This is a genomic window from Siphonobacter sp., from assembly GCF_048595215.1.
Classification (GTDB): domain Bacteria; phylum Bacteroidota; class Bacteroidia; order Cytophagales; family Spirosomataceae; genus Siphonobacter.
Genome location: NZ_JBMDWJ010000047.1, coordinates 1 through 12,470 on the forward strand (window position 1 = coordinate 1; position 12,470 = coordinate 12,470).

The following is a 12,470-nucleotide window of genomic DNA, read 5'->3' on the forward strand; positions in this document are numbered from 1 at the left end:
AACCCACGGAAGAGGGGGTTGTTGACCAGGTAAACCACCTGACCACGACCTAAATCCTGCGTACCGAACATCAGCGTATTTTCCAGTTTCTTTTTCGCTTCAAAGCCCACGAAGCCAGCAACGGCCGGGTTTTTCTGCAGATACCCTACATTCCAGCCGTTCTTCAGGAAGCCATACTCACTCGTCGAAAGTACCAGTCCGTGGTAAGGATTCGTCAACCCATACGCCAGCGGGTGCGTAGTGTCTAGGTTAAATTTGTAAATGGCTCCTGGCGTGTCGGTCGATACGGATTCGCGTTCGCGGTTACCGAATACTTTCAGGTCGCTGACCGCTTTTCCTTTCTCGTCCTTTTCCTCTTTTTTCGTGATTTCAAAACCATCCTTGCCCGCCAGTGATCCAACGGCACCTTCCAGGGCAATCAGTTTACCACCCGCCTGTACCCAGCTTTTCAACTTGGCCAGACCTGATTCGTTGAGTACCCGTCCGTAATTACCATTCGCCAGAATCAGTACGTCGAAATCGGCCAGCTTGGCACTCGCAAAATCGTTCGTGTGAATCATCGTGGCCGGGTAGTGCAGCTGCTGATCGAAGTAATGCCACACTTCGCCTACGGCGTAGGGAGAGGTGCCTTCACCCGTCAGGATCGCTACTTTCGGAGCCTTCATCTGTGCTACGTAATTCGAGCCCAAATCCGGACCGTTCGTTACGTAACCCGTAGCCACGGGGATCAGGCTGCCCGGCATTTCTTTGGCTTCCTGTTGTAAAATCGTGTCGAACGCGTCACCCAGTCTGGCGTTTTCACCCCGCGTCAGAATGACCGTACCAATGTCGTATTTCTGACCTTCTACCTCAAACGCCTTCGTAGCTACCCGGGCCCGAACGTTTTTCCGGAACAAATGAGCCAGCAAATGAGCATCTTCCTGTGATTTCCAGCGAAGCAGATACGCGTAGGGTTTCGTCGTAATGGCCGCTGGCGTAGTAGCTGCCGGAGCGGTGGTCGTAAACGGCACTTTTTCTTTCAGAGCAAACGCTTTCAGACCGTAGGCGTATGGAAGTGCCCAAGACGTGATATCGTAGGTAACAGAATCTTCCAGTGTAGTTTTCGGTTCCATCAGAATTTTCAGGAAGGTCGAACGAGGCTGGGCGGTACTAATCACAATATCACCGGCTTCCACGGAAGCAGAGGCCGACTTATCATCCGCAAAACTATAGGCTCCCGAGAAATTAGCGGACTTGTCCGCGTAACCGTACTGGAAGCCCATGCGTTTAAGGTACGCTGTGAACGCCCGTGCATTACCTTCACTGCCTTTGGTTTTGATGACGTAAGACTTGTACGTTCCGGTCGGGTTATTTTTGGCATTGGTGAAGAACTTGATAAACTCCGCCGCCGCTTTATCGGCATTCGCCGAAAGGGCTTCCATCGTTGCCTTACTGGCCGCTACGTGGTGGCTGATGCGTTCGTGAAGCGTCAGCGTATCGCCGTCTTCCTTCTGAATAGCCAAACCCGCCCGGCCATTTCCGGCTTGTTCAAACGTCATACCAATAGCCCCGTTGAAAGTCGGGTACGTATCGCCATAGCTAGGGTAGAACAGGTCAAAGTTCTCGCGGGTAAAGTACAGCCAGCCGTTTTTATCAAAGGTTTTCCGGTTGTAATCACCAATGATGGTTTGAAATTCCCGTTGCCAGGCCGTAACGTCCTGATGTACGGGTTTGGCCGGGGGCGTAAAGAAATAGGGAGAATTGATGCCTTGCTCGTGGAAATCGGCGAATACGTGCGGCATCCATTGCTGATAAATCGTATTACGAGCCTGACTTTCCTTCTGTACCATCCAGGCCCAGTCGCGGTTCAGGTCAAACATGTAGTGGTTCATCCGTCCGCCCGGCCAGGGTTCCGAGTGCTCCCAGGCACCGGCGTAGGCGTTAGCTACGTTACCCAAACGCTGGTTGTAGCCATTTACGTAGCGATCGTAGCCATCGGGGTTCACGCAGGGATCGATGATCACAACCGTATTCTTGAGAACGGCCGTGTTGTCGCCTTTTAATAAGTTATACGCTACAATCATGGCGGCTTCCGACGATACGTTTTCGTTGCCGTGAATGTTGTAGCTCATCCAGGAGACGGGTACTGATTTCCCAGAGGCGGAACCTTCCAGTAAGCCAATCGACTTGAGGTGATTGGTACGGATGATTTCAAGTTGGGAGAAATTGTCTTCAGACGCGATGATGGCCACCATCAAAGGACGGTTTTCATAGGTGGTGCCGTACTGCTGAAGTTTGACCTGCTTGGGAAACTGCTGAGCCAGGTACTCAAAATAATCCAGAACCCGGTAATGGGGGGTACAACGAATAGTACCGGGTTCGTATCCTAAAAATTCTTTGGGAGTCTTCTGAGCCAGAGCTTGGTACGCAAAGAGGGTTAGGAGAAAGAAAAGGGAAACTTTTTTCATGCCAATGTTGTGTATTATCCGGAAACTTCAAAATTAGGCGAATTTTCTCCTACTCGGATCGCAGATCGACAAAAGATAAAATCAAATGCACCTGTCTGGGATTATCGTCGATCAAGTACAGCTCTAAAGTGTTCAGGAAAATCTGAAAGAGCCAACTGATTTTTTATTACGTATGCAGTATTTATTGATCCGCTTGTTTTTCGTGATGGGTACGCTGGTTCGTCCTCCGGAGACCTACTATTATTTTCTGACGGCTACGAACGATGAAATTCGAACACCGGGTACGACACGCTTGGTGTATCTAAGCACGGTTCGCACCACTGACACGTACATTTCGGCCAGTTTTCTTCGCAACGCTCAGGAAGATTTTGCGGCTCAGATCAATGCGTACCATAAGCATAGCAAACCCGAAAAAGAATGGTTCGATACGGAAATACGAACGGGTACGGATGAAGAGGAGGTAGGGGCTGAACGGGCTGAGCTTGTTAAAAATTCTAAAGCAGATACTAGTACCCGGCTCGTTGAGTTTAAGGAATGAAACCTTTATTCCTTAATCTATACCTATGAAACGTGCCTTCTGTGTGCTTATCCTTTGCTGCCTCAGCTCTCTAGCTCAAGCTCAAGTATTTGTGAATGGATTTGACCTTAATACCTTGAAGGAAGGAACCGTGGTTAGTATCGAAGTTACGGAATCATCCCTCCTCAGTTCTCTTTCTACGCGAGTCGATTACGGTCAGAAAAACCGGTCTAATCGAAAGATGGCCATCGAAGACCCTGAAACAGAAAAAATCATAAAATTCAACTCTTCGATGGAAGTCGTCAATTTTATGATTGACAATGGCTGGGAATACCTGCAAGCGGTGTTTCAACAACCGAAAACGGTTAATGACTACTACGATTACCGCTACTTCTTTCGAAAGAAAAGTCCGTCGGTGTCTTTGGATCGTTAAGGCTGGTTTGTGTCTTTTCTGGCAATCAGTAGAGTCAGTCCTGTAAATTCCGTAGTTTTGCGGCGATTTTAGACTTTGGGAATGATTCGTTCGGTTCTGGTTTTTGTGTTTTTGGGCTTACTCGGGGGAATGATGGCCTGTTCTTCGGAAGAGCAGGCGGGGGGGCGTATTCCGCCGCTGCCGAATATGAACGAAGGTTTTTCTACCCCCAAAGCTCTGGATTTGCTGACCCGTGTTATTCACCAGTACCCGGATGCTCCGGACAACTATCAGAAACGGGCCGAAATTTATCTCCAGCGTTCGGAGCTGGATGCCGCCCTGGAAGACATCAACCGGGCCATCGAACTCAAGCGAAATACGGGTCGTTATTACGTAACTAAAGCGAAGATTTTGCGGCAACGCCGACAGATCGATGAAGCTCTATACGCGGCTCAGCGGGCCGAAATTCTGAACGAACGTACTCCCGAGCTCTTCGTACTACTGGCGGATTTGTACCAGCAAAAGTACCAGTTGGGAAAAGCCCGGCAGTACCTAGCCCGTACCTTGCAAATCAATCCCTACCACGGCGAAGCCTATTTTTATCGGGGCATGATTGCCGCCAAATTAGGGGATACGACGTCGGCACTAGTACTGTTTCTGCGAAGTCGTACACTGATGCCGGGTTTTCTGGATGCGTATCAGCAACTATCCCGGATTTATTACCAGAAAAAGGAGTATCCTAAAGCTTTGATCTTTGCTCAGGAAGGACTTCATTTTTATCCGAATGATGCCGATTTACATTATCGTCGGGGACTGACTTTCCTGCAAACTTCGCAAGTGGACAGTTCGTATACGGAGTTTATGAAAGCCATTAAAACGGAGCCCAATAACCCCGGAGCGAACTTGTATGTAGCCTCGCTTTTGTTCAATGTCGAAAAAGCAGCGGCTGCCCTTAAGCATCTGCAAGTGGTGGAAAAGGTGAACCCTAACTATCCCGGATTGAACTTTCTGATGGCTCAATGTCTTGAATTAGTAGGTAACGACGACAAAGCCATGGATTACTACTTAGCGGAAGCCCAGCAAAATCCGGGCAATCGAAAGGCAGTAGGCGGCTATTGGCGAACGCGACGAAAACAGTTAAGCAATTATCCAGAGCTGCGGCAGGATGAACGATACCGACCAGCCCTGACCGTCCCAGATAGAACGGGAACCGCCGCCGCCGATTCTATTTAGTAGTGCTTTTATCCGGAACGGTTGCTAGTTTAGGGCATTAAATGAAAGGATTTCATAGTACAAGTAACTATACATCGCGTTGACAGAATTGTTTTCTGGACACAGTTCACTGAAAACAGCAAACGATACTCTGGAAACTGTAAGGCTCTCACGGACTTTGTATCTCCGTGATTTTTAATCGTTTATTTCACATATTCATGGAAAATCAAATCCAGATTACCCTGCCGGACGGAAGCATCCGTACGTTTCCGAAGGGCGTCTCCGGCCTGGACATTGCCCGTAGCATCAGCGAAGGCCTTGCCCGTAATGTATTAGCCGCCGAAGTAAACGGCGAAGTATGGGACGCTAGTCGTGCCATCGAAAACGATTCAACCGTTAAACTGCTGACCTGGAACGACACGGACGGAAAAGCAACCTTCTGGCACTCGTCAGCTCACTTGCTGGCTGAGGCTCTGGAAGCCTTGTACCCTGGCGTGAAATTCGGGATTGGTCCGGCCATCGAAACTGGTTTCTACTACGACGTTGACCTGGGCGATCAGAAGTTCTCGCAGGAAGATTTCAAGAAAGTAGAAGACAAAATGCTCGAACTGGCCCGGCAGAAAGAAGTGTACGCTCGCACACCGATCTCAAAAGCGGAGGCTATTGCGTATTTTGAAGAAAAAGGCGACGAGTATAAGCTGGATCTGCTGAAGGACCTCGAAGATGGAAAGATTACGTTCTATTCGCAGGGAAATTTCACCGATCTCTGCCGGGGGCCGCACATTCCGGATACTGGTTTCATTAAAGCTGCCAAGATTCTCAACGTTGCCGGAGCCTATTGGCGTGGTAACGAAAACAATAAAATGCTCACCCGGATTTACGGTGTGACTTTCCCGAAACAGAAAGAGCTGGACGAATACCTTCATCTGCTCGAAGAAGCCAAGAAGCGGGATCACCGGAAGCTGGGTAAAGAATTGGAGCTGTTTACTTTCTCCGAGCGGGTAGGGCAGGGCTTGCCCCTGTGGCTGCCTAAAGGAGCGGCTCTTCGTGAGCGGCTGGAAAATTTCCTTCGCCGGGCTCAGGTTCGGGCGGGGTATTTGCCGGTCGTAACGCCGCACATTGGCTCCAAGCAACTCTACGTGACTTCCGGTCACTACGAAAAATACGGTAAGGATTCCTTCCAACCCATCCATACGCCGGATGAGGATGAGGAATTCCTGCTGAAACCGATGAACTGCCCGCACCACTGCGAAATCTATCGGTCGAAGCCCCGCAGTTACCGGGATCTGCCCGTACGGTTTGCGGAATTCGGTACAGTGTATCGCTACGAGCAATCGGGTGAGTTGCACGGACTGACCCGCGTACGTGGCTTTACGCAGGATGATGCTCACATTTTCTGCCGTCCCGATCAGGTCGAGGAAGAGTTCATGAAAGTAATTGATCTGGTTCAGTACGTATTCAAGGCTCTGGGCTTTAATGAATACAGTGCTCAGATTTCATTACGGGATCAGGAAGATCGTTCCAAATACATCGGTTCGGAAGAAAACTGGGATCGGGCCGAACAAGCCATCATCAGCTCCGCCGCAGCGAAAGGACTGAATACGGTTATTGAATACGGTGAGGCAGCCTTCTACGGTCCCAAGCTGGACTTCATGGTGAAAGATGCCCTCGGCCGTAAGTGGCAGTTGGGTACCATTCAGGTAGACTATAACCTGCCCGAACGTTTTGATCTCGAATACACCGGAGCGGATAATAAAAAGTATCGCCCCGTGATGATTCACCGGGCACCTTTTGGTTCGCTCGAGCGTTTTGTAGCTATTCTGATTGAAAGTACGGCTGGAAATTTCCCGCTGTGGCTGTCACCGGAACAATTGGCAGTATTGCCGATTTCAGAGAAATACACCGATTACGCCAACGAAATTTTCCTGTTGCTTCAGGAGGACGACCTGCGGGGATACGTAGATCACCGGGATGAAAAAATTGGCAAAAAAATCCGCGATGCGGAGGTTTCGAAAACGCCCTTTATGCTCATTGTAGGTGAGAAAGAGCAGGCCGAAGGAACCGTTTCTGTCCGTAAAAAAGGCGAAGGTGATCTAGGCAGTATGCCAATCGGTCAGTTTATTGCCCTGGCTAAGGAGGAAATCAATAAAAATTTGCTTAAATTTTAAAAATACTTCATCTTAGGCACGTATTTTTCGAAGCCGTTACGTAAGGAAGCTTTCGTGACGGCTTCTTCTCAGTTTTCAGTTCAGGATCAGGAGTTTTCAGTCTACTTCCATTCTGCTGAAAACAGTAATCACTGAAAACTTAAAAATCACCAAATTAACAAGTATGGCATTACGCCCCGGCGGTATGAACCGCAGACCTCCTGTAAGGAAAGAAGAACCCTACCGCATTAATCAATTGATTCGCGGAGTACAGCAAGTACGCTTGGTTGGCGACAACGTAGACCAGGGTATTGTTGATATTCGTCAGGCTCTGGAAATGGCTCAGCAGCAGACGCTGGATTTAGTGGAGATTTCTCCCAATGCAGATCCTCCAGTATGCCGCATCGTTGATTATTCGAAGTTCAAATACGAACAGAAGAAAAAACAGAAGGAGCTGAAATCCAAGCAAATTAAAGTGGTAATTAAAGAGATCCGCTTTAGTCCTACGACGGATGATCACGATTACGACTTTAAATTAAAGCACGCGACAAACTTCCTGAAAGAAGGTTCGAAAGTGAAAGCTTACGTACAGTTCTCCGGACGTGAAATCGTATTTAAAGACCAGGGTTTCAATCTGCTGAAGCGATTCATGTCGGATCTGGAAGAACATGGAAAACTGGAATCAGAAGCTCGTCTGGAAGGTCGCCGGATGAACATCATCATCGCTCCGAAAGTGAAAAAATAAATCGACCCGCTTTTTAGCAAAGTCGAATCTGTACCAACCCATGGAGTAGTATTCACATGAATACTACCCCATGGGTTGTTTTATGACCTGAAAACGAGGAAGATAGCTTAAAAAACGTAATTAAATCGTAGCTATTGTTGCTTTTTTTGTTACTTTTGCGGTTCATTTCACTTTGAGTACTTTTTTCATCTATTAACAGGTTCAGTTTATGCCTAAGCAAAAATCAAACTCGGGCTCCAAAAAGCGTTTTAAGCTGACTGGAACCGGACAAATCAAGCGGAAGCACGCCTTCCACAGCCACATCCTGACGAAGAAGTCTAACAAACGTAAGGCTAACCTCGTTAAGACCACGCTTGTACATGAGTCAGATCACGCTCGCGTAATCGCTCTGCTTGCCAAGTAGTTCGTCTTCGGACCAATTACAGGTTTCCTTGTTTAACCCGACTCATGGCCATTTAAGTGAGCAAGCTTAGTTTTCAGTTTACTCTTTTCAGTCTTCAGTTAACTGACAACCGAAAACCAACAACCGATAACTAAACGCTCCGCCAACGTCAAAAAACTAACACAACATGCCACGTAGTGTCAATCACGTAGCGTCTCGAGCCCGTCGCAAAAAGGTGCTCAAACTGGCCAAAGGTTATTATGGCCGTCGTAAAAACGTTTGGACGGTAGCTAAAAATGCCGTTGAACGTGGTTTAAATTATGCTTACCGCGATCGTAAGCAGAAAAAACGGAATTTCCGTGCTCTTTGGATTGCTCGTATCAACGCCGGTGCTCGTCAGCACGGCTTGAGCTACTCACAATTCATTGGCAAACTGCATAATTCAGGCGTTGAACTGAACCGTAAAGTATTGGCTGATCTGGCAATGAACCATCCTGATGCGTTCAAAGCTGTGGTTGACCACGTGAAATGAGCCATAGATTAGAAATCAAGTTTCGATCTATAGAAAATCCTCCGGCTTGCCGGAGGATTTTTGTTTTAGTAGCCTATAGAGAATACGACGAAATGTCACTTTTTCAAGAAAGGAGACTTCAATTCATGACTACACGTCAGGCTTGAAAATTGATAGCTATTCCGTTTCTGTCGCTTTCGTCTTTAAACTTACCCAGGGGCCATCCACGGACTGCCCCACGATGTAAATGTCGATTTCTACTTCTCCCACGCGATATACCTGAGGTTTTGTCAACTGGGTAGCGACGAAGCTTTTCAATTGCTGATAGCGTTCTACCGTCTGATTTTCTTCTTCCCCAAACCAGTCATAGGTCTTCAATAAAGGTCTGAAAAACGATTCTATTTTTTGGATTTTCACGGGTACATCCGCTTCTAGTCCCAGCAAGGAACGGAATGCTTCTGCTTCGGGTGGCGTCTCTTTCTGCCATTCGGGCAACGCGTTTACCTCAAAAGGAGCATCAGATTCGCTGGTATAGAGCAGGCCATTTACTTCCTGCTTCAGGTTTTCGATCAAGAGATTGGAAGCCAGTCGGGCAGCCATAATCGTAAGGTTGAAAAAGTCCGAGATTGAATCAAAAATAAGCGTACGAAGTGAGGTAGGCTCAACTTTTTTACAAAGTAATGCAGCAAAGGTAATTTTTGTTTTTCAAAAAAGTAGAGTACTATTGCTAAGTAAAAACGACCATACGCTTACTAATAAACAACTATGTTAGATCAGCTCCTCAATCTCGTCAAAAATAATTCACAGGAAGCCATTGTCAACAATCCGGCTATTCCTGAACAACAGAACGAAGCCGCTCAGACGACCATCTTTACGTCTATCGTACAGGGTTTACAGGGCGAAGCAGCCAAGGGAAACATCAGTGGCCTGATGGAATTATTCTCCGGTCGCCAGGCAGTACAACAGAGTCCTATTGTTTCGGGAATTTCCCAAAATGCCATAGGTAGTCTGATGGACAAATTTGGAATTAGTGGCTCTGTGGCACAGAGCATCGTCGGAGCCATTGTCCCAATGGTATTAAGTACAATCATTGGCAAGTTGAACAATCCGAACGACAAATCCGTGGATGCTAATTCCATGATGGGATCGCTTCTGGCGGGTACGGATGCCAACACGGGTGGATTTAACTTTAATCAGGTAGGAGCGGCTCTGGCCGACGGTAAACTTGATATGAACGATTTGAAAAATATTGGAGGTAGTTTGTTTGGTTCGTCCAACGATAAAAATGACAAAAACAACGAAGGCGGATTGGGTGGTATGCTCGGCGGACTTTTTGGTAAATAAACTGTCAGTACCTCAACGATGAGTAAAGTTTGTGTCGAAGGCTCGCAGATTTTTTCGCTGCGGGCCCTTTTTTATGCTGTCAATCTGTCAGAATATAAGACAGAAAATAGCCATAGGCACGGGGATTTAGATAAATAGAGCATCTACCGATAACCGAGAAATTAAACCAAATACTTTATCATGGGAAAAATCATTGGCATTGACTTAGGCACGACAAACTCCTGCGTTGCTGTAATGGAAGGTAACGAGCCCGTTGTTATCCCAAACAGCGAAGGACGTCGTACGACTCCTTCAGTCGTAGCCTTTATGGATAATGGTAATGGCGAGCGTAAAGTAGGAGATCCTGCCAAACGTCAGGCTATTACAAACCCTACGAATACTATTCAGTCAATCAAGCGTTTCATGGGTAAACGTTTTACGGAAGTACAAAACGAAATGAAAACCATTTCGTATGTCGTAGAACAAGGCCCTAACAATACTCCCCGTGTACGGATTGGTGACCGTCTGTATACGCCTCAGGAAATCTCGGCTCAGATTCTGACGAAAATGAAGCAGACGGCTGAAGATTACCTGGGACAAACCGTAACAGACGCCGTTATTACGGTACCTGCGTACTTTAACGATGCCGAGCGTCAGGCTACGAAAGAAGCCGGACAAATCGCTGGTCTGGACGTAAAACGGATTATCAACGAACCTACAGCTGCCGCTCTGGCCTTTGGTCTGGACAAAAAACATGACATGAAAATTGCCGTGTTTGACTTAGGTGGTGGTACGTTTGATATTTCAATTCTGGAACTGGGTGATGGCGTATTCGAAGTAAAATCAACTGACGGTGATACGCACTTAGGTGGTGATGACTTCGACCAGGTGATCATTGACTGGCTGGCTGGTGAGTTCAAGGCGGACGAAGGATTAGACCTTCGTCAGGATCCGATGGCTCTGCAACGTCTGAAAGAAGCCGCTGAAAAAGCGAAAGTAGAACTTTCTTCTTCCAGCCAGACGGAAATCAACCTGCCGTACATCTTCCCTGTGAACGGTATGCCCAAGCACTTGGTGCGTACGCTGACTCGGGCGAAATTCGAACAACTGGCCGATAGCCTGTTCGTACGCATGATGGAACCCGTTCGTAAAGCGATGAAGAACGCCAACATCAGCACTTCCGAAATCGACGAAGTGATTCTGGTAGGTGGTTCGACGCGTATTCCGAAAGTACAGGAAGAAGTAGAGAAATTCTTTGGTAAGAAACCTTCGAAAAATATCAACCCTGATGAAGCCGTAGCCATTGGTGCTGCCGTACAAGGGGGCGTATTGACGGGTGAAGTGAAAGACGTACTGCTGTTAGACGTTATTCCTTTGTCACTGGGTATCGAAACTATGGGTGGTGTATTCACGAAATTGATCGACGCGAACACCACGATTCCTACGAAAAAATCTGAAACGTTCTCAACGGCGTCGGATAATCAGCCTTCGGTTGAAATCCACGTATTGCAGGGCGAGCGTCCGATGGCCGGTCAAAACCGTACCTTGGGTCGTTTCCACCTGAGCGATATTCCGCCCGCACCCCGTGGTATTCCTCAAATCGAGGTAACTTTCGACGTGGATGCGAACGGTATCCTGAACGTATCAGCCAAAGATAAGGCTACGAACAAAGAGCAGAAGATTCGGATCGAAGCTTCCAGCGGTTTGAGCGACGCCGAAATCCAACGGATGCGTGACGAAGCCAAAGCGAACGAAGCCAACGATAAGGCTGAACGTGAAAAAATCGAGAAGCTGAACCAGGCCGATTCACTGATTTTCCAAACGGAACGTCAATTGAAAGAGTACGGTGATAAATTGTCAGAAGGCAATAAATCAGCCATCGAAACGGCCGTTGCTGCTCTGCGTACGGCTCACCAAAGCCAGGACGTTGCTGCTATCGATGCTGCTTCCGAACAACTGAACAATGCCTGGGCGGCCGCTTCTACTGAAATGTACAACGCTGCTAATGCCGGTGGTGGTGCTCAGCCGAATGGTTACCCCGGTGGTGATGCTACCGAAGGTCAGGCTGGCGGTTCTGCTGGTAATGATAAAGATGTTCAGGATGTGAACTTTGAAGAAGTGAAGTAATCCTTTCTGAATAGTTATAGTAAAGTCCCTAATCAATTGCGAAATTGGTTAGGGACTTTTTATTTGCCACGGTATCTGTGTATAGGTGTGCCCCAATCTTTCTTCCACTGTTAACCACCCAACTATGCTTATCGAAAACTGTACACTCGACGACTATTTTATCATCATTCGGGACATCGCCGAATTTTGGGGAAGCGAACGTACACTGTCCTTCCATCATCCCATTTACATTCACGAATTCGGAAATACGGCTTTTGTCATTCGAGAAGAACAAAAACCCGTAGCGTATCTCTTCGGTTTTCTCTCCCAGACGGATCAGTCAGGGTACGTCCATCTCGTTGGGATTCGGGAAAGTCACCAGAAAAAAGGGCTCGGTACGCTCCTGTACCAGCATTTTATCAACTATTGCAAAACGAAAGGCTGTACGCATGTAAGAGCCATCACAACGCCAGAGAATACTAAATCAATTGCCTTCCACCATCATAAAATGGGCATGGAGATGATCGGTGAGCGGGGCGGCTATGACGTACCCGTTGTCAAAAATTACGCAGGCGAAGGGCAGGATCGCGTCGTATTTATCAAAGAAATCTGACGGACGTTTGTAATAAAAAGCCTTCTCTGATCAATCAGAGAAGGCTTTTGTATTT

The 12,470-nt window shown here is 47.5% G+C and carries 12 protein-coding genes; 10 read left to right on the forward strand and 2 right to left on the reverse strand.

Annotation, left to right across the window (positions count from 1 at the left end; all coding sequences use genetic code 11):
• Positions 1-2,447, reverse strand: a 2,447-nt coding sequence (locus ACOJTG_RS02895; protein ID WP_420152430.1) for a M14 family zinc carboxypeptidase, incomplete at its 3' end; no start/stop codon positions are given.
• A 172-nt stretch (positions 2,448-2,619) separates the two neighbouring features.
• On the opposite strand from ACOJTG_RS02895, the gene ACOJTG_RS02900 reads away from it, so the two are divergent.
• The 7 genes from ACOJTG_RS02900 (at position 2,620) to rplT (ending at position 8,394) form a co-directional block, all read left to right on the forward strand.
• Positions 2,620-2,985: a hypothetical protein gene (locus ACOJTG_RS02900; RefSeq protein ID WP_420152431.1), complete on the forward strand. Its 366-nt coding sequence runs from the start codon at positions 2,620-2,622 to the stop codon at positions 2,983-2,985.
• 25 nt (positions 2,986-3,010) lie between these two features.
• Positions 3,011-3,397, forward strand: a complete 387-nt coding sequence (locus ACOJTG_RS02905; protein ID WP_420152432.1) for a hypothetical protein — start codon at positions 3,011-3,013, stop codon at positions 3,395-3,397.
• An 81-nt stretch (positions 3,398-3,478) separates the two neighbouring features.
• Complete coding sequence (locus ACOJTG_RS02910; RefSeq protein ID WP_420152433.1) at positions 3,479-4,609, forward strand: tetratricopeptide repeat protein; 1,131 nt, start codon at positions 3,479-3,481, stop codon at positions 4,607-4,609.
• A 197-nt stretch (positions 4,610-4,806) separates the two neighbouring features.
• Positions 4,807-6,756, forward strand: coding sequence for a threonine--tRNA ligase (gene thrS, locus ACOJTG_RS02915; protein WP_420152434.1), 1,950 nt, complete (start codon positions 4,807-4,809; stop codon positions 6,754-6,756).
• A gap of 163 nt (positions 6,757-6,919) precedes the next feature.
• Positions 6,920-7,480: a translation initiation factor IF-3 gene (gene infC / locus ACOJTG_RS02920; RefSeq protein WP_420152435.1), complete on the forward strand. Its 561-nt coding sequence runs from the start codon at positions 6,920-6,922 to the stop codon at positions 7,478-7,480.
• A gap of 208 nt (positions 7,481-7,688) precedes the next feature.
• Complete coding sequence (gene rpmI / locus ACOJTG_RS02925) at positions 7,689-7,883, forward strand: 50S ribosomal protein L35 (protein ID WP_106634870.1); 195 nt, start codon at positions 7,689-7,691, stop codon at positions 7,881-7,883.
• Positions 7,884-8,049: 166 nt separating this feature from the next.
• Positions 8,050-8,394, forward strand: coding sequence for a 50S ribosomal protein L20 (gene rplT, locus ACOJTG_RS02930; RefSeq protein ID WP_094817007.1), 345 nt, complete (start codon positions 8,050-8,052; stop codon positions 8,392-8,394).
• 156 nt (positions 8,395-8,550) lie between these two features.
• On the opposite strand, the gene ACOJTG_RS02935 is transcribed toward rplT, so the two are convergent.
• Entirely contained in the window at positions 8,551-8,973 is a 423-nt protein-coding gene (locus tag ACOJTG_RS02935; RefSeq protein WP_420152436.1) for a nuclease A inhibitor family protein, read from the reverse strand.
• Positions 8,974-9,138: 165 nt separating this feature from the next.
• Here ACOJTG_RS02935 and ACOJTG_RS02940 point away from each other — a divergent pair, with 165 nt between their 5' ends.
• The 3 genes from ACOJTG_RS02940 (at position 9,139) to ACOJTG_RS02950 (ending at position 12,415) form a co-directional block, all read left to right on the forward strand.
• Complete coding sequence (locus tag ACOJTG_RS02940; protein ID WP_420152437.1) at positions 9,139-9,717, forward strand: hypothetical protein; 579 nt, start codon at positions 9,139-9,141, stop codon at positions 9,715-9,717.
• A 180-nt stretch (positions 9,718-9,897) separates the two neighbouring features.
• Positions 9,898-11,823, forward strand: coding sequence for a molecular chaperone DnaK (gene dnaK, locus ACOJTG_RS02945; RefSeq protein WP_420152438.1), 1,926 nt, complete (start codon positions 9,898-9,900; stop codon positions 11,821-11,823).
• Positions 11,824-11,947: 124 nt separating this feature from the next.
• Complete coding sequence (locus tag ACOJTG_RS02950; protein ID WP_420152439.1) at positions 11,948-12,415, forward strand: GNAT family N-acetyltransferase; 468 nt, start codon at positions 11,948-11,950, stop codon at positions 12,413-12,415.
• Positions 12,416-12,470: the final 55 nt, after the last annotated feature.

What these genes read in the sequence shown, in the direction of transcription:
- ACOJTG_RS02900 (WP_420152431.1), top strand. Translation starts at nt 2,620, where the DNA reads ATGCAGTATTTATTGATCCGCTTGTTTTTCGTGATGGGTACGCTGGTT.
- ACOJTG_RS02905 (WP_420152432.1), top strand. Translation starts at nt 3,011, where the DNA reads ATGAAACGTGCCTTCTGTGTGCTTATCCTTTGCTGCCTCAGCTCTCTA.
- ACOJTG_RS02910 (WP_420152433.1), top strand. Translation starts at nt 3,479, where the DNA reads ATGATTCGTTCGGTTCTGGTTTTTGTGTTTTTGGGCTTACTCGGGGGA.
- thrS (WP_420152434.1), top strand. Translation starts at nt 4,807, where the DNA reads ATGGAAAATCAAATCCAGATTACCCTGCCGGACGGAAGCATCCGTACG.
- infC (WP_420152435.1), top strand. Translation starts at nt 6,920, where the DNA reads ATGGCATTACGCCCCGGCGGTATGAACCGCAGACCTCCTGTAAGGAAA.
- rpmI (WP_106634870.1), top strand. Translation starts at nt 7,689, where the DNA reads ATGCCTAAGCAAAAATCAAACTCGGGCTCCAAAAAGCGTTTTAAGCTG.
- rplT (WP_094817007.1), top strand. Translation starts at nt 8,050, where the DNA reads ATGCCACGTAGTGTCAATCACGTAGCGTCTCGAGCCCGTCGCAAAAAG.
- ACOJTG_RS02935 (WP_420152436.1), bottom strand. Translation starts at nt 8,973, where the DNA reads ATGGCTGCCCGACTGGCTTCCAATCTCTTGATCGAAAACCTGAAGCAG.
- ACOJTG_RS02940 (WP_420152437.1), top strand. Translation starts at nt 9,139, where the DNA reads ATGTTAGATCAGCTCCTCAATCTCGTCAAAAATAATTCACAGGAAGCC.
- dnaK (WP_420152438.1), top strand. Translation starts at nt 9,898, where the DNA reads ATGGGAAAAATCATTGGCATTGACTTAGGCACGACAAACTCCTGCGTT.
- ACOJTG_RS02950 (WP_420152439.1), top strand. Translation starts at nt 11,948, where the DNA reads ATGCTTATCGAAAACTGTACACTCGACGACTATTTTATCATCATTCGG.